The sequence below is a fragment of the Methylobacterium sp. E-012 genome, from assembly GCF_057836545.1.
This window is the reverse complement of the sequence record NZ_JBYQEY010000005.1, coordinates 26668-46149: the sequence shown is the minus strand read 5'-3', so window position 1 is coordinate 46149 and position 19482 is coordinate 26668. Positions and strand designations below refer to the sequence as shown.

Below are 19482 nucleotides of genomic sequence, written 5' to 3'. Positions count from 1 at the left end.
CTCAAGGTGGGCGTGTCGCAAACCTAGACGGCCCTTCGTTCATGGGTCGTTAGCCACACCCGCCCAGCTTGCCGCCTCCGCCTTGGAGCCGGCCCATGATCCTCCACACCATCGCCGCCAAGCTGAAACAACGCGCCAAGGCCGACTTCCGGGGCCGGCACATCGAGGCGGCGCTGATCGTCCAGGCGGTGTCCTGGTACCTGCGCTACCCGCTCAGCTACCGTGACATCGAAGAGCTGTTCCTGGAACGCGGTCTGGAGGTGGACCACTCAACCCTGAACCGCTGGGTGCTCGCCTACGCGCCGCTGATCGAGAAGCGGCTGCGCGCATTCCGCTGGCCACACTGCGGCTCGATCCGGATCGACGAAACGTACATCAAGGTGCGCGGCGAGTGGCGCTACCTGTACCGGGCCATCGACAAGCACGGTGACGCGGTCGACTTCCTGTTGACCGCCCGGCGCGATCTCGATGCGGCCAAGCGGTTCTTCCGTAAAATGCTGGCGGACCAGCCGCTTCTCGCCCCTGATCGGATCGGCACGGACGGCGCCGGAACCTATCCGCCCGCCATCGTAGCTGCGAGGAGCGACGGCCTGCTACCCCGCACACCCATCCACTACGTCACCAAGCACCTGCAGCAAGGGATCCAGGGCGACCACTTCCGGGTGAAGCGGACGATGACGCGGGTCGGCGGGTTCCGCTCGTTCCATACGGCGCGCCGCACGATCTGCGGCTTCGAGGCCATGCTGTGGCTGCGCAAGGGCTTCGGCTTTGCCGGCACGTGGACCATGCGCGAGCAGAACCAGCTGCTCGGGATCTGCTTCGGGCTTCAAAAGGTTAACGAGATCTGAAAACAAGGCGGTTCTCGCCTTTCCTGCGGTTTACGATACGGCTTGCGACAGGCCCCGGATACTCGGCTACAACGGTGCCGAGATCGGCACTGACGCCGTGATGCTCTCAGCAAACGCAGGGTAGGGCATGCGCGCATACATCTTCCGTGCTGTCTGTCGGCAACAGGACGGCGTCGTTGGTCCGACACTCGACGAGCGCAGGATAACTGCAGCCGATGACGATGCGGCGGTCGCCATCGCACGCGACCTCGATTTGGATCTAAGCCCTCGGCGCGAACGCTGTCTACCTTTCCGCCCCAGATGGCCGAGCGATTTGGAGCTTGCACGCGCCAAACCTATGCTCAGACAGCTGAACAATGGTCGAAATTGTGCCGCTGCATCGCTGGTTTGAACCTACAGCCGATATGCCCGGTTGAGGCTGCATGTCAGAGCCGGGTCGAAACATGGATCATCATTGCGACTGTCTTCAGCGCAGGCTTGCCCTCAACATTCTGCTCGACGAACAGGCTATTGCCGCACTTGCTAGAGCGGCGTCCGCTCTCCGCGAGCAGAACGATCAGAGCGTACTTGACCTTGAGTATGCGATCCGCGCACATCGCATTGGCATCTTGAAGCAGCGGGCCGTCTTGGGGGCTGCCGGGATCGATGTGTGATGGAACAGCGTCGCCTCTACGTCGTCCGGGGCGCCGCACGTAATGGTATCGTCACCTACAAATGCCCGACGGCGGACTGGGCGCTGCGTAAGCTGCGCGACTTCAGAGACGCCGAGCGTCAAGATATCACTGTCACTGATCCGGATGGTGTCTCAGTGACCGAAGCCGACCTGGTCGGCATCGTGGATGGCTCCGGGGCCCCGCCGTCCGGAGAGGCGATACCGGCAGCTTCTCAGATCACGCGTCAAACAGCTTCGGCAAAGGCGTAGAGCTGATGCATCCGCAAGGACCGGACCTCACCGCCCTTGGATGTCGGCGGTAGTTCATTAACCGCCCAGCGTGATCATGCTCTTAGCGATCGGCCTCGGCCTCGGCCGGCAGAGCAGCACCACGGCTTTACCCCCTAGAGCTCGGTGCGGCCTCGCTTGCGCAGTCGCGCTGAGCATGACCCAGGCGCTAGCGCAACGGATTGAATGAGGCCTGCGAGGTCATCGATAAGGGTGTCCGATCAACAACCACTCAATCCGTATAGATCACTTCCTCTGTTCCGACTCTGCCTTGGCTTTCTCGAAGGCCTCATGGCCAGTGGTGTCATTGGTCGGCTCCTTACTTGCGAGGCCGTTGCCTGCCGTCGGATCCGGCACATTGATGTTGCGGATCGGTACCGTGGGCGGCACCACGCTCACGCCGTGAGGCCTGTCGGTTTCGGTCATGGCTAAGTCGCTCCCAGTGACAGGGGCACGTCGGCTGGACCAGATCATCCGCCCGGCATCATCCCTCAACGTCGCAGATACTACACGATTGGCAATCAAATTCACGAACCGGGCGTCCGCATGGGCGATCGCCTCGCTAGAGCCGAACTTGCTGCCAAGCTTGAGCGCATGCGACTAACCTCGGCCGCGAGGTGCTCGGACTGGCGCGACAGTAGCGTTAGTCCGCCAGCATAGCGATGAGCGAGAACGAGCCGGCAAGCGCGAATGTGCCTGCCACCAGGGCCATGATCAGGAGCATTGGAGAAGCCTCAGGCCTCGAACGGCGCCGCTTCGATAAGAACGCACATGGCTAAGCTCGGTTGCGCGGCCCAATGCTGAGCATCGGCCGCTCGGCCCCGCCCCGATCTGCTCACGGGGCGGGGGAGCGTCCGATCTCACCTGCGGTCGGGCCGATACACAACGCGGCCCATCAGCGGGATGGCAGAACCCGGTTACGACCGGGTGTACCGTATGGTTGTGTCGGGCTCAGTATCCGTACCCACCGTAGTAGCCGTACGGGCGGCGGTAGTAGCCGTAGGGTCCGCCGTAGTAGCCCACCGGAGCATACCCGCCGTAGCCATATCCATAACCGCCATAGGGATACCCGTAGCCGCCAGCGAGGCCGTATCCGACAGCTGCACCGGTCAAGAGGCCCAGACCCAGACCGTAGCCGCCGTAGCCATAACCGCGGCCATAGCCATATCCTCGGCCGTAACCGCCGTATCCCCCGCGGAAGCCACCGTAGCCGCCGCGGAAGCCAGCGCCGCGGAAACCGCCACCATAGCCGCCGCCGCGGAAGCCACCGCCACCAAACCCCCCACCGTGGAAGCCACCACCGCCGAAGCCGCGGGCATCAGCGCCGGTCGGCACGAAGGCGATGGCGGCCAGCAGCGCCGTTGAAGCGAGAGCAAGACGTTTCACAGGATCATCTCCTATCCATGTCGTCACCAAATAACCTGGGCAACCGCAAAATCGATCCGCCCGTGAAATACCCACGGCGTCGCAGTTTTGTATCAATGTGTTGCTGATAGACAAAAAAGCCCGACCCAGGGGAGATGATCCTGGGCCGGGCGCTTCTGCATCGAGCAATACGGGGCGGTGTCGCTCGATGCAGTTGTTGGGTCAATAAGTTCGAACGAACAAGAGTTCCACTACTGGGTCGAGCTATCGCTGGCCGATTGCGCCCGCCGTCCAGCGCGTCAATCCACGCCGCAATCGGGCAGATCGCGCCTGCGCTGCTCGGAGTTTTCCAGGGCCTCGTCTTGCCAGCTGACCTCGGGCGGATCCGTATCCGCCCTGACCGGCCGCGCGCCCGGCATGTACAGGCTGCGCGGGTCGGCGGACAGCGAGCCCGTCGTTTCGGGATCCTGGTCGCAGTCCCGGGCCGGCTGATCAGCCCAGGCGACCGCGGGGCCCGCGCAGACGACCATGGCCGCGGCGATCGCGAGCAGCTTTTTCATAGGGGTCCTGATGGGCCAACGTCGGCGGACGTACCGCACCGGCGGTAGGGCCGGACGGCTTAATGAGGGCTTGCGACAGCGGCCACACGTGTGTGAGCGGGGCAGACATGCGTGACCGCCCTGGCCAAGGTGCGCGGTATCAACGTCACACCAGCGCGTAGCTCGACAGGCCTACTGGCCCATGCAGTGGTTGAAGAACAGGCGCTCCTGGCCGACGTCGGCGTGCTTTTCATAGGCGTAATCGCGGGCCCGGGTTCGGCAGACCGCCGCTCCCGCATTTGCCGGGGTGTTAGCCGCCGCCGCATGCCGCCGCCCATGCGCACGTTGTGCCCAACTGGGGGCGGCCGTCACGGTGGGCACCGCGATTGCCAGGGCGAGGATCAGGATCGGACGGAGTAGGCGCATGCGGTTCACATAGTGCCGCGCGCCCTCGGTCACGGCAATTTGTTGCCGTGGATCGAAGCCAAGTTCTCAATGGGCAATCGCACGGCCCTGCGCCTTATGCAGGCGGCCGAGGCACTAGCGAGCAACTCCGCCACGGTGGCGGATCTGCCCGCGACTGTCCTTCACCCGCTTGCCGCTCCGTGCACGCAAGAGCCCATCCGGCAGGAGTTCATGCGCGAGGCCAACGCGGTGGTCGACGTCATTCTAGACCGCATCACCGATGTGCTGGCCGACGGCGACCGTGTCGAGCTGCGCGACTTCGGCACGTTCGCGACGAAGGAAACCCGAGCCCGCACCGGCCGCAACCCGAAGACCGGTCAGAGCGTCGCCGTCGCAGCCAAGCAGACCCTCCAGTTCAAGCTGGGCAAGGCCATGCGTGTGCGGCTGAACCTCAAGCCGGCGGATCAGGGAGGCGAGGCGGAGCTCCTGCGGCAGGCATCGTGATATCGCCCGCGGTATCGAGCGCCTCGGCCGCGGCCATCTCGCGCCCCATCGCGATCCGCTGCTCACGCAGGTATCCGGTTGCCCAAAGTTTGCTGGCGAAGCGCCGCGTGCCCGGCGGATAGATCCGCACGCCGCCATTCCGCACCTTGGCGGCATCGTGTTCCGGCGCGTCGAGGACCTAACGGTGCGCACATGATCGGCTGACGCCCAGCGCCTCTGCAATCGCCCGCACCGAAACATGCTCGGCTCGCATCGCGCACGCCCGGGCCCGTAGTTCGGTGAACAGCACCCCGCTCACCGGGTGCCAGCGGTGGATCTGCCGCCTCATCGGTACCGCCTCCCCCCATACCGATGAAATGGACACGCCGGCCGCACGTGAACGGGGGGAACCCGCCGCCGTCATGTCTGCAGTTTCTCTGCAGTCCCTCTACGATAGCAGGCTTCTACCAGCGCCGTTTCTCGTCGAGCGGAGGCTTGTTCTCCAAGCCGTGGATGCCGACGAGGATGCCCTCAGCGCTCATTCACTCGAGTCCGTCGACAAGTTGGGCGAGGCGTCGTCCCGCAGCCCGATCGTGGGGGCGCCTCACTACGGTGTGCTGCCCGCCCCAGCCGAATATCGCCTCGGCACGTTCAAGGAGGCCTGAACGGACGGCTGCCGCGGCGTCCGGACGTCCGGACGTCCGGATCGCGCTCGGCGCGATAGACACGGACGGATGGCTTGGTCACCTGCCGCAACAACAGCATCACGCCTCCAGCGATTAGAGGGGCGGAGAGCGGGTTGTGCCGGACCGCATGCAGGGCACCATCGTAGAGCGCGACCCCGGCCTCGCTCCGGCGTGCGGTACCGACAAATTCCTCCACGATAGAGGACGGGTTCAACCGCGCTTGCAACCGATCGAGGGTCCCGTCCAGCCAAGCCCGGCTCGCCTCGACGTCGCGTTCAAGGTCCCTGGCACCAGCGGTCATGGATGGCCTCGGATCGCATCGAGCGGCATAATCCACACGGAAGCGGCCTTCACTTCCGACCGTGGATGACCAGTGCAAGAAGGTAACCGAGCGCGCCCGCCATCGCGACGACTATGAGCGGCGACTCTTTCGCATATTGGCTGAGCGCCTCACCGCCCTGTCGATACGCATGCTCGGCCTCAGGGAAGCGCTCGCGCCCCTTCTTGATCGCCTCACCAGCGAGATCGTTCGCTTGGTCGGCCACGTCGCGCACCGCGTCCTTGGCCTGTCCGACGAGGTTCTCGGTCGAACCCTTCAGTTCGGTCATCTTGCCCTTGCCCTGGGTCTCGCGGTCGCCAATCGCGGCGCCGACCTTGCCCTGAACCTTGCCGCCGAGTTCCTTCGCGGCGCCGGTGATGCGGTTCTCGTCCATGGTGTCCCTCCTTGAATTGGCAGCCGGGCCCACATGCATCGCGGGCCCGGCTGGTTCTACGAGAGTCGATCAGTGCTTGCCGGTGCTCTTGCCGTGAGCCTTAGTCGAACTCTCGTGCGCCTTCGCCGAATGGCCGTGGGCCTCCTCGGAGTGCTTGCCGGCCGCCTTAGCGTCGCCCTTCTCGTGGTGCTCGGCGGCCGTCTTGTGCGACTTGGCGGCTGCCTCGTGATGCTTGGCCGCCTCGTGGTGTGCGTTCTGGGCCATGGCTGTGTTCCTCGTTCGGCACCATAACGGTGCTCGTTGCGGTCATATCGACCGGCGCGTCCGGGTGAGGTCGTCCTCCACCGGCGTGCGGAAAGTCCTCAGGCTCACCGCGTCAGCGCACGGGTAACCTGCCATCAGGGGCGTAGCGGTTCACCACTGAGGGAAGCTCCTGTGGGAGCCGGAAAAGTAACTCGCCGTGCGACAGGTCGGTCTGCCACGACAGGCTGTCGAGCACCGCAGAACATATGCCCTGCTGCAACTGACGAAGGGTGATCTCATAAAACGGCGGCGTGATCGGTCGCGAAGAACGTTACCAGTGCGCGTGCTCCTGCTCGGTCGGCATACGACCCTGTGGGGTAAGCTGGTCGACCACGCCGGGCAGCAACTGCGAGAGTTGCGACAGCAGGTCGGAACTGCCCATGCCGGTCTGCTGCGAGAGCTGGCCTACCGTCTCGGGACCGAGCGCGTCGCCGAGGTCATGCGGCGCGATCGGTTGGTTCTGACCTTTGCCGATCCACGAGTTGATCGCCCCGCCGTGGCCAGCCTGCGTGAACTGCTCCACGAGGGCACCAAGCCCACTGGCCCCGCCGCCGCCGAGCAGACCGCCGAGACCGCCCTGACCGGCGCCAGCCATGCCGCCGCCCGCGTTACCCAACATGCCGCCGAGGCCGCCGCCTCCGGCCCGCGCGACCAGAAGGCTCATCAGGACGCCGACGAGGGGGTTAGCGCTGCCGCCCTGTTGCTGACCGGCGTTACCGCCGACCACGCTGCCGATGATGCTGTCGAGTAGGCCCATGGGTGGTGCTCCGGGAGCGGCCCTCAGGCCGGGATGATCGTATGGGTCGACGATGAGGCCGGACCCAAGGATGGATGCCGAGGATCAGACTGGGTGGTTGTAGACACGCACCCTACGGGCACCCGACATCGACGTGTCCGTACCGGCCATGGGAGCGCTCACCGCATCGTTCTCGCGCACGACCGAGCCGGCGGCCGCGTCCGAGCCGATCAAGGTCGATGTGTCCCTTGGGGCCTCGTCGGCAGTCTTGCCGCTCCAGCCCTCGCTCTCCCAACCCTGCGCACGCGCGTCGAGATCGACGGCACCGTGCTCCTCCAGGATGCGCGTGGCCAAACCGGCGTGGGCCTCATCCGCCCTCACGGTCAGCAGCGAGCCGCCGCGGCGCACACCCTCGGCGTAGGCATGTGCGTCGGTCTCACTCACGCCAGCGCCGGTCAACGAGCCGGTCAAACCGCCCGCTGCTGCACCGATGCCCGCACCGGTCAGCGTCGCCACGAGCCAACCGGCGGCCACGACCGGACCGACGCCTGGGATGGCCATCAGCCCGAGGCCGGCGAGGAGGCCCGCGCCACCGCCCAGGATCGTGCCGAGCGTCGCGCCCGTCCCCGCGCCGGTGGCAGCATGGTCTGCCGTGTCGCCCGTTCCGGCATTGCCGGTCTCCGCCTTGTTGCTGACGAGGCTGATATCCGAGTGCGGAACGCCGGCCGCCTCCAATTTCGTCACAGCCGCCGCAGCGTCGTCGTAGCGGTCGTACAGGGCCGAGAGGGTCTGTGCTGGCATGGGATGACTCCGAGATATTCGGGTGGGACACATCGAGCGAGGGGACCGGCTACTGGACCGCGACGTTGCCCTTGAAGTCGAGGCCGACGCTGGCAGGCTTGCCGTCCAACATCGCGTTGGCGTGCCAGATGCCGTCGCCATCCTTCTTCAGATCCTTGACCTCGTGGTAGCCGGCTCGCTCGAGCCGCCGGCGGACCTCACCCTCGGTGAAGCTGTTGGCGCCCCGCTCCAGCTTGGCGTTCGCCCCCGTGCCGATGGCCGCTGTCTTGCCGTCGTGGGCGTGATCGGTGTTCGGCCGCGTCACGGCGTTCTGGCCGCCGGACGTCGCGCTGGAAGCACCATTTGTCGCCGGCTGCCCAGTGACGGTCGTCTGCGCCAGTGCTGGCGCTGCTGCGAGCAACGGCAACACGATGAGGATTGAGCGGTTCAGGGACATGGTAGGGCCTGTTTGTCTGGTGGCAGTAGAGGGACGGCCGATCCGACGTCTGATATCGGCAGGGTGCGCTGCCCGGTGCATCCAAGCTCCAGGCAGCGCCGCTCATGTCGATCAGACCGGCTTGCGCGTGCTGGGCGTGGTGCCGGTGGTCGCGGTACCGGCCGTGCCAGTGCGGCTGACGTTGCCGCGCTCATCCTCGACCTCGACCTCCGTATGCCGCACTTTGTCGGTGATGGTCTCGGTGCGCTGACCCGCGTCCTTGCGGATGCCGACCTCCTCGACCACGCGGGCCTCCTTCGACACCACCGCCTGCTCACGCATCTCGGTCGCCTCGATGGTCTTGCTGGCGAACAAGGCCTCGTCGGCCGCCGTCACCGGCCGGTCGACCGCGCGCCGGTCGACGTGCACGGTCTCGTCGCGCAGGGTGACCTGCTCCTCAACCGGCTTCTCGACGACGAAGGAGCGAACTCGCACCCGGCCGCTCTCGGCCACGCGCTTGCCGACGTTAAGCCGCTCCTCAACGATTGGGATGTAGTCGGTCTCGCCCGTGGTCGTCCCGGCACCTTTCAGGGCCGCGGCGCCTGTAGCCGCCGTTCCGGTTGCTGTCGTGCCCGTGGTCGAGCTGGCCGTTGTCGTGCCGCCCGTCGCCGAGTACCCGCTCCAGCCTTCCTTGCGCCACGCGCTCTCACGCTGGTCGAGGTCGACCGAGCCGTGCTGTTCCAGGATATCGTAGGCCGTCTCGGTCTGCGCCGGCTCGACGCTCGCGGTCAGCAGCGTGCCGCCGCGGCTCAGGCCCTCGCTGTAGGCGTAGCGATCCTCCTCGGGCATGAAGAAGTCCTTGAGCGAGCCCCAAAAGCCACCCTCGTCTTTGTGGTAGTCGTACGAGCCGCTCGTGCGCGCCGTCTGGGCACCTTGCACCAGCTTGATCGCTGATTGCGGGATGCCGGCAGCGACAAGCTTGGCTTGAGCGGCCTGCGCCTCGGCCGGGCGATCGAACAGCGCGGTGATCGTCTGCGTCATGGTGCTGTCTCCTGAGTTGAAGGGGGATCGATCTGTTCGCTGGCGTGGCCGTCCGGGCTCACGCGTTCGACCACGGCGCGCTGCTTACGCAGCGTCACCGGGACCTCGACGTCCTCATCCGCGGAGCTTCGGCGGACGTGCACCTCCTCCTTCAGGACGAGGCGCTTCTCGGCGACGAGGATCTCTTCGAGGACGGGAATGACGGTCACCCCGTTCTCCTCGCGGATCACCGGGGGCACCTCGCCCTCGGACAGCGTCCGGTTGACCGGCACCCTGGTGACCTCGACCGTTTGGCTGCGCAGGCTCTCGCGCAGAACCTGATCGACGGTCTCCGTCCGGGTCGAGACCCGCACCCGCCCGGTCTCCACCGCCTGCTTGTCGATGCGAGCGGTCTCCTCGATCAGCGGGAGAACCACCTCCTCGCCCAAAGTGACCTCCGCCGTCTCTACGCCTTGCGTCCGTGAGAGCTTCGGCTGGCTGGCGGCGGGATCGCTCATGATCAGATCCGACGCTGGGTCGTGGCGGTGATGCCCGTGTGGCTCACCACCGGATCGACCGCCGCACCGCGGCCCGCGAAGAAGGCGGCCAGCGCACCGAGGATCAGCGCCAGGGCGCCGTAGAGCGCCCCCTGCGAGCCGACGCGGGCGGCGGTGTCGGCCGCCTGCTTGGCCTGCTCCTTGGTCTTGGCAACAGTGTCGTTGAACTGCTGCACGTACTGGGCGACCTGCGTCCGGGCCTGATCGACCGGGATGCTTTGTGCCTTTGCCAGCGTCTGGGCGGCCTTCTCCTGGGCGTCCTTCTGCTGGGCTGCGTCACCGGTCACCGCGGCGCGCATCGCGCTGACGGCGGCGTTCTTCAGGGCTTCAGGGTCATTGCCGGTGCCATTGCGGACCTGGCTCTCGATGTTGGAGAACGGGTTGTCCATGCCCGGCAGCGACGGGGCGGCGGCCTGCGCGGCGGTCTTCACCGAGCCGCCGACGAGGTTGCCGGCGCCACCCAGCGTGCTCGACACCGCGCTCGACGCGCCGCTGACGATGCCGCCGACCGCCGAGGACAACAGGTAGACGACGACCAGGGTCGAAACCGCCCAGGCGATCAGCCCGTGATAGGCGGTGGTGGTGTTGGCCGGCTTGCCCGAGAGGCGCCCAGCGAGCCAGCCGCCGGCGGTGGAGGCGAGGATGCCGGAGATCACGAACCAGATCCCGGCGCCGGACGAGAGCGACCCGGCGGTCGGGGTGCCGTTGCCGGCCGGGTCGACGGTCGAGAGCCCGATCCCGAGCCCGATCATGTTCAGGATGACCTGGGCGACCAGCGCGATCACCGCGCCGGCGAACACCGCGCCCCAGGAGATGGAGTGCAGCGCCATCGTGCGCATGTCCTCCGCAGGGGAGACCGCACTGGCGGTGGGGAGGTCGCGGTCGTAGGCCGGACGGGTGGTGTCAGGTGTCAACGCCATGCTCGGTACTCTCAGGTCAGTTTGGTTCGATCTTCGGCCGGGAGCGGCAGAAGCGGGTTTGGCTGGGCTCAGAGCACCCGGCGGCGGCCGATCAGGGCGTGGTCGAGCCGCCGCCCGACCACCGCGCCGACGACGGGGACGAGCAGGTCTGCAGAAGTTCAGCCCCGCGACACCGGGCTGACCGAACTGGTTGCCGGCCGTGTGTCAGCTCGTGCTCCAGCATCACGAGCGGGTCGAGCGCTTGGGTCCTGGCTCGGGGTTCGACGACGCGTAGGCGGCTTCGATGGCGGCGATCTCGGCGGCGGCTTCCGCCTGGATCGCCCGGTCGCCCTCGATGATGCCGATGGCTTCTTTGATCAGCGCCCGGATATGGTCGGGTGAGAGCACCTTCCGACGCCCGGCCACACGGATCTCCTCACATCAACCCGCCGGGATGATCTTCCGAGATGCTCGTGCGAGCAGAGCTACCACCGTGTAATCAGGCGATTTATTAGAAGTTCCGATGATTTACATAAAGTACATTTGTACCAAATCGGCTTGGTAGTTCTGTCACGGTTTTCGTCCGTGTCAGCGCTGGGTGCGTATGTTGGGCCCGATGCCGCGCTCCTGCGCCCACACCACCACCGCGCTGCGGCGGTTGACCCCGAGCTTGCGGTACAGCCCTGAGACATGGTTGCGCACCGTGTTCGGCGACAGCTTCAGCTCGGCGCCGATCTCCCGATCGGTCGCGCCCTGACAGATCCGCGTGAGCATGTCCTGCTCGCGGATCGTCAGGTTCTCGACCCCGAGCGAGGGCCGGCCGGTGCGCGGCGGGTGGCGCAGGGTCGCCAGCTTATCGATCACCCCGTGGCTGAACCACGACGCATCCGCCATCACCGCCTCGATGGCGGTGATCAGTTCGCGCTCTGAGCGCTTGCGAGCGGTGATGTCCTGCAGGACGCACAGCACGCAGGCCTCATCGTTGATGCTCACTCGCTCGGCCGAGACCAAGCAGTCGATCTCCGCGCCCGCTGCATCCTGCAGCACAGCCTCGAAGCCGCGCACGCTGCCAAGCCGCCTGAGATCGCGGGAGAACTTGCGCTGCTCAGCGCGATCAACCCAGAGCGCGAGATCGGCGAGCGACTGGCCGCCGACGGTATCGGGAATGTGCCCGAACGTCGTGGCGAAGGCCTGGTTGACGCTGGTTATCTCCAGCCCGTCCGCGTCCAGCAACGCGCTCGGCACCGGTGAGAGGTCGAACGCCTTGGCGAAGCGTTCCTCGCTGTGACGCAGGGCCATCTCGGCTTTGCGGCGATCTTCTAGGTCGGCGAAGGTGAACAGCATGCACGGCTCGACGCCGCCAGAGCCTGGCATCTCGATGGCGTGCCCGGCCACGATCACGTAGCGGCCCTTCCCACAAGGGGTTGCGAGCTGAGCCTCCATCTGCGGGATGGTGTGGCCCTGGTGCAGGTGATGGATCGCCATCTCGCGCCGCTCGGCCTCGCGCAGCAGGTCGATCTCGCAGAAGGTCCGGCCGAGGACATCGTCGCGATGGTACCCGGTGAGGTCGAGGAAGCCGTTGTTGACCCGCACGAAGCGCAGATCGGCGATCCGGCAGATGATCGCCGGGGCTGGGTTGGCATTGAACATCCGCTCGAACCGAGCCTCGGCCTGGTAGCGCTCGCTCACGTCCTGCATCACCAGCGCCAGGCCGTTGGGCGTGCCGGCCGCATCGGTCGTCACCAGGCTGCGGATGCGGTGCATCCACCTGTGTTTGGGATCTCGCTTCGGGACCAGCTCGACCACGACGTCGCGGAACACCTCGCCAGCGAGCACGCGGTCGAGCGGATGCTGCAGCGGGCCGATCTCGCGATGATTGCGGTAGTGCAGCGTGAAGTTCGCGCGGTACTCGGACACGGTGGCGCCGAGATCGCCGACATCTGTCACCCCATGCATCATCACGGCGGCATCGTTGGCGTAAGCGATGGTTTGATCCGGCTCGATCAGGATCACGCCCTCGGACAGGCCGGCCACGATCTGCCGCATCTGCATGTGATGAACCGCATCGGCCATCGGCGTATCTCCATCCAAAGCGCCAACGCTCGAATGCGAGGAAAAGCTCAGACTGTCGCGTCTGAGTGTCCGTTATCTCACCGATCGCCCTAGATGAACTGGTCGAGCAGGTCTCAGACCAAGAAATTACGCATCTAAGCGTGAGAAGGAGTTGTTACAGACAAGTTGTAGTTTGGGCCGGCGGCTTCCGGTGAGAAACATGACCTCGACCGTGCCTTCATCCATCGTCGTCACGTGCAGGCGGTAGCCCATATTCGTCGCCAGCATACGTGCTTGGTCCAGCGTGCTAGCAGCCAACATCATCGAGAACTCGGCTATGCCCGATGCGAGTTGAGCCGCGAGGAGTCCGATTTCGACACCTTCGTCGAAGGTCTCGTCGCGGCCAGCGAACCGCAGACGCAGACCGGGCACGACGTAGATGTGGCGCATGGCTAGTCCCTCTGGACACCTCGCAGTGCACAACCGATGTGGTTAATGACGCGTTAGCGGTGGTGTGCTCTCGAAAGATCCAATCTTGTGCGACCGCTACGAGGTGGGAGCAGTTTCTCGAACCCGGGCGACACGCACGATCTCAGAACGCTGCGTTATGTGAAGGCAGCGCTAGGACGGAGGAGTCGACGAGCCGCGCGTCTCGAGTGCGGTCCTAACCTTCGCCAAGCCCGCAGAGGCGACATCGGGATAGGGGCAGATCCGTGCCATCTCGCCGGCCCGGCGGCGCGCCGTGTGCGGCTTGGCTAGCAGCGGCCCTGTGGCGAGCGCGTCGAAGTAGGCTATCTAGTACCGAGGCGTCATGCGCCTCGGATCACTCGATTTTAAACCCTTCGCTGACGGCATGGTCGTTTCCGATCGGCGAGCTGCATACCGAGGAACATCCTACCAAAGGGGTGAACGCCGCCTCAATCGCTCGAGCCGATAACAAGCGGCCAAGTTCCAACGGCAGCGTTCCAAGGATCGTGCCCTATTAGAACTCAACGGTAAGTAGCTTGGGCAATCATGTACGAAAAACGATCGTTTTCCGGACGCAGCGCGGAAGCTGATCGTAACCCGCCTGAAACTGCGCTGTTTCTGTCGGAAAAATGTGTCGGCTTTTCTATTGCCGGATAAACGGTATTTTGGCACTGTCCCGACATGCTCATCGGATATGCCCGCGTCTCCACCCTCGATCAGAACCTCGACCTCCAGCGCGACGCGCTGACCAAGGCCGGGTGCGAGCGGCTGTTCGAGGAGAAGAAGTCTGGCAAGGCCGGGACCAAGCGTCCGGAGTTCGAGGCGGCACTGGCCTACCTGCGCCCCGAGGACGTGCTCGTGGTCTGGAAGCTCGATCGGCTCGGGCGATCACTCGTCGAGATGATGCGCACCATCGACGGCCTGCGCGTGAAGGACGTACATTTCCGGAGCCTGACTGAGCAGTTCGACTCTGCCACAGCCCACGGCCGCTTCGCGCTGCAGATGCACGGGGCCATGGCCGAGTACTTCCTCGACCTCAACCGTGAGCGCACCATGGAGGGCCTGAAGGCGGCGCTCGCCCGTGGCCGCAAGGGCGGCCGGCCGAGGAAGCTCTCCGAGGCTGATATCGAGGCCGGCCGGGCGATGCTGGCGGCTGGCACGATCAGCGTAGCCGACATCGCCAAACGGCTCGGGGTCAACCGGGACACCTTCTACAGCTACTTTCCACGAGCACGAGCCAATAGCGTTACTCTCAATGGGTGAGCCGGCCGCCGTTGCCTGGGACCCCGTTTTATAGACGGGAAAAACCAGGTCTATGACTCAGACGCGCAGCCCGAGCTTGCGTGCGAACGCCGCTAGGTTGGCGTCACAGATTGCCTCGGCGCCGCAGATCCTATCCATTTCACGATCGAACGTGACCCATCGCATACCTTTCGGCTTAGCGATTGGGTCTCCGATGCCGCCGTCTGCGCCGATGCGGTGGCGCAGCTTGAACGCACGGGAGAGGGCACGGTCCTGCGGAGTCTCGCGCTGAGATCGGTAGCCGAGGCGGTGGGCCTTGCGCGAGGCGAAAAGCAGGGCACCGGGTGGAAGGTACAACGTCGCGGCACGGATGCCGAGTTTGGGGCAGAGGAACCACCAGCGTCGGCCGCCCAAGGGCTGGGGTGTCGTCTCCAGCTGGATCCAATAGTCCGATTGGTGCGTATCGCCACTCTGGCGGGTGGTCGTATAGTGCAGACGGACACGACCGCTCTCACGATCGAGTTGGCTCTCGAAACCGATCGAGCCGACGCGAGCGGCGGTGCGGGTGTTCGTCCAAGTCAGGGTGCCGGTTAGCCCGCACTCGGGTACGAAGTTGCGCTGCCTCAGCAAGCGGGGAAGGTCGAGCTTCAGCCCATCGTCGGTGGTAGGGCGGCCACCGCAACGCCCACTGCCGTATCCGCCCACGATCTCATACCCTCGAAACGCTCTCGTACTGCGAGACAAGCGTCGACCATCTAGAACGCTCAGCGCCGAGATCAGCGCCGAGATTATACGAAATCATGTGGCGAACGGGGGTTTTTTGAATTCCCAATCAAAGGCTGCCGTGTGTCGTGGGCCGTCAGCGCGAGCAGGTCGTCCAAGTCCTTTGCGATCGGCCAGCCGGGTGATCGGGGATCGAGAATATGCCCCTCGTCAGGAGATATCCACAGGCACCCCATGAGAACAAGACATGAACAAAATGTCGGCCTAAGTTAGGAACGTGAACCGTACACGTCCGCTAGGATCGATCGATGGTGCAGCTGGATGGATGGTCGTGGCCTCTCGAACTAGGTGACGAGCCGCCTGCCGAACGCGACCGTCCCCTCACCTTCCATTGGCGGCCGCGGACCGGAGAAACCTTGAATTCGTCAGTGTTCACATCGATGCAGAGCACAGATCGTGAGATCGCCCGCCAACACATCATCGCGGAAGCTATGCTCGCTCACGAAGAGGGCCGCTACGTCTCGTATTCCCGCCGTAAGGCCTTCTATACCGGTCGGCGCCGCTACCATGGTACGGCTTTCACCTACACGAACGTACTATCGTGTGTCGAAGAGCTGCTGCGGCAGGGCCTGATCGAAGAGGAGCGTGCATCGCCTGGCAATTTGGGCTGGCAGTCGCGCTTCCGGGCCTCGACGAAGTTGGCGGAGGCGTGCTCCGACGTCGAGTTTCATCATAAGTTGATCGGGCCAATCTTCCTCAAAGACGCGGACGGGAACCTCGTCGACTATCAAGACACGGACGCGACCATACGGATGACGCGCGAACTACGGGCGATCAATGCCGACTTGGCGTCCCTGCGAGTGGAACTGCCCGGACCTGATGTCGTCCGCTCGCGCCACCACATCGTCGTCGACGGCGCCTACTACCGACCGACCAAAGGCGCCCTCTACCGCATCTTCAATCGCCGCTCGTTCGCCTTGGGCGGGCGCGCCTTCGGCTGGTGGCAGAACCTACCCAGCCGCTGGCGCCGCCGCCTTGTGATCGACGGTGAACCGGTGGTCGAGCCCGATTTTGCGCAACTGCATCCCTCGTTGCTCTACGCGCTGTGCGGATGCCGTCTGGACGGTGACGCCTACGAGACGGGCGAGTTCTCGCGCGAGCACGGTAAGCTTGCCTTCAACGTCGCCCTGAACACGAAGACTCCTCAGGGAACGATCGCGGCGTTGGCAAACAAACCCCGCTGGACGCTGTCCAGGGCGCAGACCGCCGACCTCCTCGCCGCCCTCGCGCGCCGCAACGCGCCGATTGCCGGATACCTGCATGCCGACCGTGGCATTGCGCTGATGAACATCGACAGCCGGATCACCGTGCGGGCTGTCCGGCGCTGCATCGCGGTCGGTATTCCCGTGCTGCCGGTGCACGACAGTATGCTGACGCCTCGCCGCTATGAGAGCCGCGTCGCGGAGATCATGGAGGAGAGCGCCGAGTTCGTCCTCAAGCGGCCAAAGCCTTGCCGCGTCAACGTTTCTAGCCCTACGGTTCCACATATGCCCGGGGGTGGTTGCCTGTCTCCCCCCTTCCTGCCTCGCCAGCTCGTTCTGTTCCGCGACCTTCCCTCTCCCCGGGACTTCGGCGGCCAGATCCGGCTTCTGCGCCGGACGTTCGGCTTCTCGCAAGCGTCCTTGGCCGCTAAGCTCGGCTGTCGTCAGCCTCATGTGGCGAACGTGGAGAGTGGGCGGCATCGCTTGGGTGAATGGGCGCGTCTTCGCCTCCGCGATTTGTTCCGTGATGCTGAGGCGAGGCGGGAGTAAGCTGAACGCTCAGAGTCTACCGGTTACCAACAGCACGATCAGCACGATGAGCAGCACACCACCTAGGCCGATACCCCCGATGCCGTTGTAGCCACCGCCGTAGTAGCCGTAGCCGCCGCCGCCGAGGGCCAGCACGATCAGGACGATGAGGAGGATTGTGACGAGGTTCATGGCGGGGCCCATTCGACCGGATCGAACTCGCCGATCATAGAGGAGTCGTCGAGTGTCGGGCTTCAGATCATGGTGAAGCTTCGTGTGCAATGGCTGTGCCGACGGGCAAGCTACTGTCAGTCCGCTCGCAGAAGCGGCAGAGCTCGCCCCCCGCCGCTTTCAACCTTGAGGCTCGCTGTTTTCGATAGCGATCACTTGGAGACGGCGGGCCGTCCTCGTCGAATTCGCGGCGACGCTCTTCATGGCGGATCGCGTCATCCTCCCGTTCGCGTGGACTGCGCGGATCGACCCGAACGCCACCCGGACTGAGGGAACTCTGGCCGCCGCATCCTAAGCGATGGATCACGCCCGCAGCAGCTCAATCATCGTCATCTTCGCGGCGACGCTCCTCGCGGCGGACCGGGTCACGCCGCTCTTCGCGGAACTCCTCGCGGCGCTCTTCGTGGCGGATGTCGTCTCGATCTCGCTCTCTCGGTGAGCGGGGATCGACTCTAACGCCACCCGGGCCGACATCGATGCTCTGCGCCGAAGCGGGCCCACTCGGTATGGCGAGTAGGGCGCCCGCGATCAGCCCTCCGGCAATGATGCGCTTCATCATGTGTTCCTCCGAATTTCGGCCAGTAACAGACGCACCCGGTCGCATGTTCCGCTGAGCCCGCGAGACGGCTCTACCCACACATGGCGTTGTCCGACTTTTTGGAGCCTGCACGATGAGCCCGCGTAAGGATGCTGCCCGCGGGCCCACGGCCGCCGAGATCCTGGGCTTGCTCGCCAGCATCGAGCGTCATGGGTCGGACAGTCCGGCCGTTCTAGCCTTCAAGAGCGCGTTGCGCCGGAAGGGCATTGAGGCCGATGCCGCCGGCGGTCTCGCCGCGCTGGAGGCTTTGGCCGATGCTGTCGCCGCCGCCAGCCCAACCTGTGCCGACGCCCGGACCGCGATCCTGCGAGCTGCCTGGGCGGATCTGCTGCTAGGGCCGAACAGGAGGGCGCGGTCGTGAACGGCCACCCCGCTTTCTCCAGCGGCCATCTCAGGCCGTCACAGATAGAAAGGCGATTTCAACGCCCATCCAGAGCAGCCGGACGCTCGCGGGCGGCGCTTCCGGCACTAAGTACTGGAACTCGACCCCCACCCAATGCATCGCCAACTCGCTCGGTCCGTCGATGATGACATCGAGGTTTAGGACCAACACCGATGGATCGGGGCTTGCCGGCTCAGACAAGCTGAGGCTTGGCCGCTCGTTCGTATTGCCGAGTTCAATTTCGCCGCTCATCCGCAGGATCGGCGGCTCTGCCTCCTCTGCCGTTGCTATGGCTGCCCGCCAGCCGCGAGTTTGGGGGACGATATCGCCTGCCATTCTGAAGCCTCGCACAGACGTAGGTTCTCTGAGGACTCAGGTACGGGGCAGGCCATTCGACTTTCAGTCGGATCTGTCGCGCTCGGCCCCGAGGCTCGTACCGCCTCGCGCAACTTCCTCCTTCTCCGTGCCTGCCCGCTCCATCGGGCCGTCCTGCGGCTTGATCGCGCCGGTAGCAGTGTCCTGCGGGGTATTCGCCAGTCCCTCGCTTGGCGGCTTGCCCTTAGGCATCCGCTGAGCCTGCGTGTCGCTAGGTTTATCGGCCATGCTGCCTCCCTTCAAACGTCCGTCTCTCGCTTCACGATCGCCGCCTCGTCGGTGCCCTTCTGCGACAGACCGACGTCGGGCTTCCCCTCGATTGCCGGTGCAGCCCTCTTGGGATCGGGCCTCTGCTCGGCACCGACGCGTGCCCAGCGCTCAGCGTCGTACTCCATGTCAGCAACGGTCTGCGTGTTCGAGATCTTCGGCTCGCTGGGCATCGGATGCTCTCCGTTCCTGAGAGCAACGCGGATTGTGGCAGTGAAGGTCCTGCATTGGCAGTCGCGCGTTGCACCCGAACTGAACCTCAGGCCAGCCGACAGGATTTCCCTTCTGCCCACCGCGCCTAACGAGCAGCGGACGGCAGGGAGAGCATCGTTGTGGCCGCAGATCGACCTCGGCTATCCGCCAGCGCACGCTACTGTCTCGAGGTCCTGTCGCGCGGCCAGCGCTTCTACAGCACGAAGAACCATCACGTTCGCGCGCTCGCGCGCAGAGGCCTCGCCGAAGCTCTACCGCAGGAAGCGCAGGAAGGTGTCTGCCGCTGGGCGATTACCGACGCGGGACGGGAGGCGCTGAAAAGCTACGCGGCCCAGCCGAAAACCGTAAGTCGCGAGAAGCACGGATCATGACCCCGCGCGAGCGCGCCGCCTTCAACGCCGAGATCGAAGTAGTCCGGCAGGGCCTGTCGC

31 protein-coding genes are annotated in these 19482 nt (G+C 65.2%); 9 read left to right on the top strand and 22 right to left on the bottom strand.

Annotation, left to right across the window (positions count from 1 at the left end):
• The first annotated feature begins 95 nt into the window (after positions 1 to 95).
• The 3 genes from AC3IF1_RS30010 (at position 96) to AC3IF1_RS30000 (ending at position 1770) form a co-directional block, all read left to right on the top strand.
• Entirely contained in the window at positions 96 to 848 is a 753-nt protein-coding gene (locus tag AC3IF1_RS30010) for an IS6 family transposase (protein WP_489220740.1), read from the top strand.
• A 443-nt stretch (positions 849 to 1291) separates the two neighbouring features.
• Entirely contained in the window at positions 1292 to 1501 is a 210-nt protein-coding gene (locus AC3IF1_RS30005) for a hypothetical protein (protein WP_489220739.1), read from the top strand.
• Positions 1501 to 1770: a hypothetical protein gene (locus AC3IF1_RS30000; protein WP_243973647.1), complete on the top strand. Its 270-nt coding sequence runs from the start codon at positions 1501 to 1503 to the stop codon at positions 1768 to 1770. The genes AC3IF1_RS30005 and AC3IF1_RS30000 overlap by 1 nt, the downstream gene beginning before the upstream one ends.
• 264 nt (positions 1771 to 2034) lie before the next feature.
• Here the strand turns inward: AC3IF1_RS30000 and AC3IF1_RS29995 are convergent, their stop codons facing one another.
• From AC3IF1_RS29995 to AC3IF1_RS29980, 4 genes are all read right to left on the bottom strand, one after another.
• The gene (locus AC3IF1_RS29995) at positions 2035 to 2214 is read right to left on the bottom strand and encodes a hypothetical protein (RefSeq protein WP_489220738.1); all 180 of its coding nucleotides are present in this window, start codon (positions 2212 to 2214) and stop codon (positions 2035 to 2037) included.
• A gap of 525 nt (positions 2215 to 2739) precedes the next feature.
• The gene (locus AC3IF1_RS29990; RefSeq protein WP_489218398.1) at positions 2740 to 3174 is read right to left on the bottom strand and encodes a hypothetical protein; all 435 of its coding nucleotides are present in this window, start codon (positions 3172 to 3174) and stop codon (positions 2740 to 2742) included.
• 278 nt (positions 3175 to 3452) lie between these two features.
• The gene (locus AC3IF1_RS29985) at positions 3453 to 3713 is read right to left on the bottom strand and encodes a hypothetical protein (protein ID WP_489220737.1); all 261 of its coding nucleotides are present in this window, start codon (positions 3711 to 3713) and stop codon (positions 3453 to 3455) included.
• A 171-nt stretch (positions 3714 to 3884) separates the two neighbouring features.
• Positions 3885 to 4118, bottom strand: a complete 234-nt coding sequence (locus tag AC3IF1_RS29980; RefSeq protein ID WP_489220736.1) for a hypothetical protein — start codon at positions 4116 to 4118, stop codon at positions 3885 to 3887.
• A gap of 210 nt (positions 4119 to 4328) precedes the next feature.
• On the opposite strand from AC3IF1_RS29980, the gene AC3IF1_RS29975 reads away from it, so the two are divergent.
• Positions 4329 to 4601, top strand: coding sequence for an HU family DNA-binding protein (locus AC3IF1_RS29975; RefSeq protein WP_489220743.1), 273 nt, complete (start codon positions 4329 to 4331; stop codon positions 4599 to 4601).
• Between the two features lie 630 nt (positions 4602 to 5231).
• Here the strand turns inward: AC3IF1_RS29975 and AC3IF1_RS29970 are convergent.
• From AC3IF1_RS29970 to AC3IF1_RS29910, 13 genes are all read right to left on the bottom strand, one after another.
• Complete coding sequence (locus AC3IF1_RS29970; RefSeq protein WP_489220735.1) at positions 5232 to 5567, bottom strand: DUF3618 domain-containing protein; 336 nt, start codon at positions 5565 to 5567, stop codon at positions 5232 to 5234.
• A gap of 49 nt (positions 5568 to 5616) precedes the next feature.
• Positions 5617 to 5979 (bottom strand): CsbD family protein, encoded by a 363-nt coding sequence (locus AC3IF1_RS29965; RefSeq protein ID WP_489220734.1) that lies wholly within the window; start codon positions 5977 to 5979, stop codon positions 5617 to 5619.
• Positions 5980 to 6048: 69 nt separating this feature from the next.
• Positions 6049 to 6243: a hypothetical protein gene (locus AC3IF1_RS29960; RefSeq protein WP_243947511.1), complete on the bottom strand. Its 195-nt coding sequence runs from the start codon at positions 6241 to 6243 to the stop codon at positions 6049 to 6051.
• 112 nt (positions 6244 to 6355) lie between these two features.
• Positions 6356 to 6517 (bottom strand): YidB family protein, encoded by a 162-nt coding sequence (locus AC3IF1_RS29955; protein ID WP_489220742.1) that lies wholly within the window; start codon positions 6515 to 6517, stop codon positions 6356 to 6358.
• A gap of 36 nt (positions 6518 to 6553) precedes the next feature.
• Positions 6554 to 7039 (bottom strand): YidB family protein, encoded by a 486-nt coding sequence (locus AC3IF1_RS29950; RefSeq protein ID WP_489220733.1) that lies wholly within the window; start codon positions 7037 to 7039, stop codon positions 6554 to 6556.
• An 84-nt stretch (positions 7040 to 7123) separates the two neighbouring features.
• Positions 7124 to 7819 carry a hypothetical protein gene (locus tag AC3IF1_RS29945; protein WP_243972508.1) on the bottom strand — a complete coding sequence of 232 codons (696 nt, stop codon included), beginning with the start codon at positions 7817 to 7819 and terminating at the stop codon, positions 7124 to 7126.
• A 49-nt stretch (positions 7820 to 7868) separates the two neighbouring features.
• A complete protein-coding gene (locus AC3IF1_RS29940) occupies positions 7869 to 8255 on the bottom strand; it encodes a hypothetical protein (RefSeq protein ID WP_489220732.1) in 387 nt (128 codons plus the stop codon).
• A gap of 111 nt (positions 8256 to 8366) precedes the next feature.
• Entirely contained in the window at positions 8367 to 9275 is a 909-nt protein-coding gene (locus AC3IF1_RS29935; protein WP_243972510.1) for a YsnF/AvaK domain-containing protein, read from the bottom strand.
• A complete protein-coding gene (locus AC3IF1_RS29930; protein ID WP_409564883.1) occupies positions 9272 to 9775 on the bottom strand; it encodes a YsnF/AvaK domain-containing protein in 504 nt (167 codons plus the stop codon). The genes AC3IF1_RS29935 and AC3IF1_RS29930 overlap by 4 nt, the downstream gene beginning before the upstream one ends.
• Positions 9775 to 10731, bottom strand: a complete 957-nt coding sequence (locus AC3IF1_RS29925) for a PhnA-like protein (protein ID WP_489220731.1) — start codon at positions 10729 to 10731, stop codon at positions 9775 to 9777. Before AC3IF1_RS29925 ends, AC3IF1_RS29930 begins: the two co-directional genes overlap by 1 nt.
• Positions 10732 to 10953: 222 nt before the next feature.
• A complete protein-coding gene (locus AC3IF1_RS29920; protein WP_243972515.1) occupies positions 10954 to 11136 on the bottom strand; it encodes a hypothetical protein in 183 nt (60 codons plus the stop codon).
• A 162-nt stretch (positions 11137 to 11298) separates the two neighbouring features.
• On the bottom strand, positions 11299 to 12783 hold the full coding sequence (locus tag AC3IF1_RS29915; RefSeq protein WP_489220730.1) for a PAS domain S-box protein: 1485 nt from the start codon (positions 12781 to 12783) through the stop codon (positions 11299 to 11301).
• A 126-nt stretch (positions 12784 to 12909) separates the two neighbouring features.
• The gene (locus AC3IF1_RS29910) at positions 12910 to 13212 is read right to left on the bottom strand and encodes a hypothetical protein (RefSeq protein WP_489220729.1); all 303 of its coding nucleotides are present in this window, start codon (positions 13210 to 13212) and stop codon (positions 12910 to 12912) included.
• Between the two features lie 699 nt (positions 13213 to 13911).
• Between AC3IF1_RS29910 and AC3IF1_RS29905 the strand changes: the two genes are divergently transcribed.
• Complete coding sequence (locus tag AC3IF1_RS29905; protein ID WP_489220728.1) at positions 13912 to 14493, top strand: recombinase family protein; 582 nt, start codon at positions 13912 to 13914, stop codon at positions 14491 to 14493.
• A 57-nt stretch (positions 14494 to 14550) separates the two neighbouring features.
• Here the strand turns inward: AC3IF1_RS29905 and AC3IF1_RS29900 are convergent, their stop codons facing one another.
• Positions 14551 to 15102: a hypothetical protein gene (locus AC3IF1_RS29900; protein WP_243972521.1), complete on the bottom strand. Its 552-nt coding sequence runs from the start codon at positions 15100 to 15102 to the stop codon at positions 14551 to 14553.
• 401 nt (positions 15103 to 15503) lie between these two features.
• Between AC3IF1_RS29900 and AC3IF1_RS29895 the strand changes: the two genes are divergently transcribed.
• Positions 15504 to 17006 carry a helix-turn-helix domain-containing protein gene (locus AC3IF1_RS29895; protein ID WP_489220727.1) on the top strand — a complete coding sequence of 501 codons (1503 nt, stop codon included), beginning with the start codon at positions 15504 to 15506 and terminating at the stop codon, positions 17004 to 17006.
• Between the two features lie 9 nt (positions 17007 to 17015).
• On the opposite strand, the gene AC3IF1_RS29890 is transcribed toward AC3IF1_RS29895, so the two are convergent.
• The gene (locus tag AC3IF1_RS29890) at positions 17016 to 17177 is read right to left on the bottom strand and encodes a hypothetical protein (protein WP_243953839.1); all 162 of its coding nucleotides are present in this window, start codon (positions 17175 to 17177) and stop codon (positions 17016 to 17018) included.
• A 337-nt stretch (positions 17178 to 17514) separates the two neighbouring features.
• Between AC3IF1_RS29890 and AC3IF1_RS29885 the strand changes: the two genes are divergently transcribed.
• Both AC3IF1_RS29885 and AC3IF1_RS29880 read left to right on the top strand, forming a co-directional pair.
• Positions 17515 to 17655: a hypothetical protein gene (locus AC3IF1_RS29885; RefSeq protein ID WP_243972523.1), complete on the top strand. Its 141-nt coding sequence runs from the start codon at positions 17515 to 17517 to the stop codon at positions 17653 to 17655.
• Positions 17656 to 17887: 232 nt separating this feature from the next.
• A complete protein-coding gene (locus AC3IF1_RS29880) occupies positions 17888 to 18175 on the top strand; it encodes a hypothetical protein (protein WP_489220726.1) in 288 nt (95 codons plus the stop codon).
• Between the two features lie 30 nt (positions 18176 to 18205).
• Here AC3IF1_RS29880 and AC3IF1_RS29875 read toward each other — a convergent pair whose 3' ends face one another.
• The 3 genes from AC3IF1_RS29875 to AC3IF1_RS29865 form a co-directional block, all read right to left on the bottom strand.
• The gene (locus tag AC3IF1_RS29875) at positions 18206 to 18532 is read right to left on the bottom strand and encodes a hypothetical protein (RefSeq protein ID WP_243972525.1); all 327 of its coding nucleotides are present in this window, start codon (positions 18530 to 18532) and stop codon (positions 18206 to 18208) included.
• A 63-nt stretch (positions 18533 to 18595) separates the two neighbouring features.
• Positions 18596 to 18799, bottom strand: a complete 204-nt coding sequence (locus AC3IF1_RS29870) for a hypothetical protein (protein ID WP_243972527.1) — start codon at positions 18797 to 18799, stop codon at positions 18596 to 18598.
• Between the two features lie 11 nt (positions 18800 to 18810).
• Complete coding sequence (locus tag AC3IF1_RS29865) at positions 18811 to 19011, bottom strand: hypothetical protein (protein WP_243972529.1); 201 nt, start codon at positions 19009 to 19011, stop codon at positions 18811 to 18813.
• 159 nt (positions 19012 to 19170) lie between these two features.
• On the opposite strand from AC3IF1_RS29865, the gene AC3IF1_RS29860 reads away from it, so the two are divergent.
• On the top strand, positions 19171 to 19422 hold the full coding sequence (locus tag AC3IF1_RS29860) for a hypothetical protein (RefSeq protein WP_489220725.1): 252 nt from the start codon (positions 19171 to 19173) through the stop codon (positions 19420 to 19422).
• The last annotated feature ends 60 nt before the right edge of the window (positions 19423 to 19482 follow it).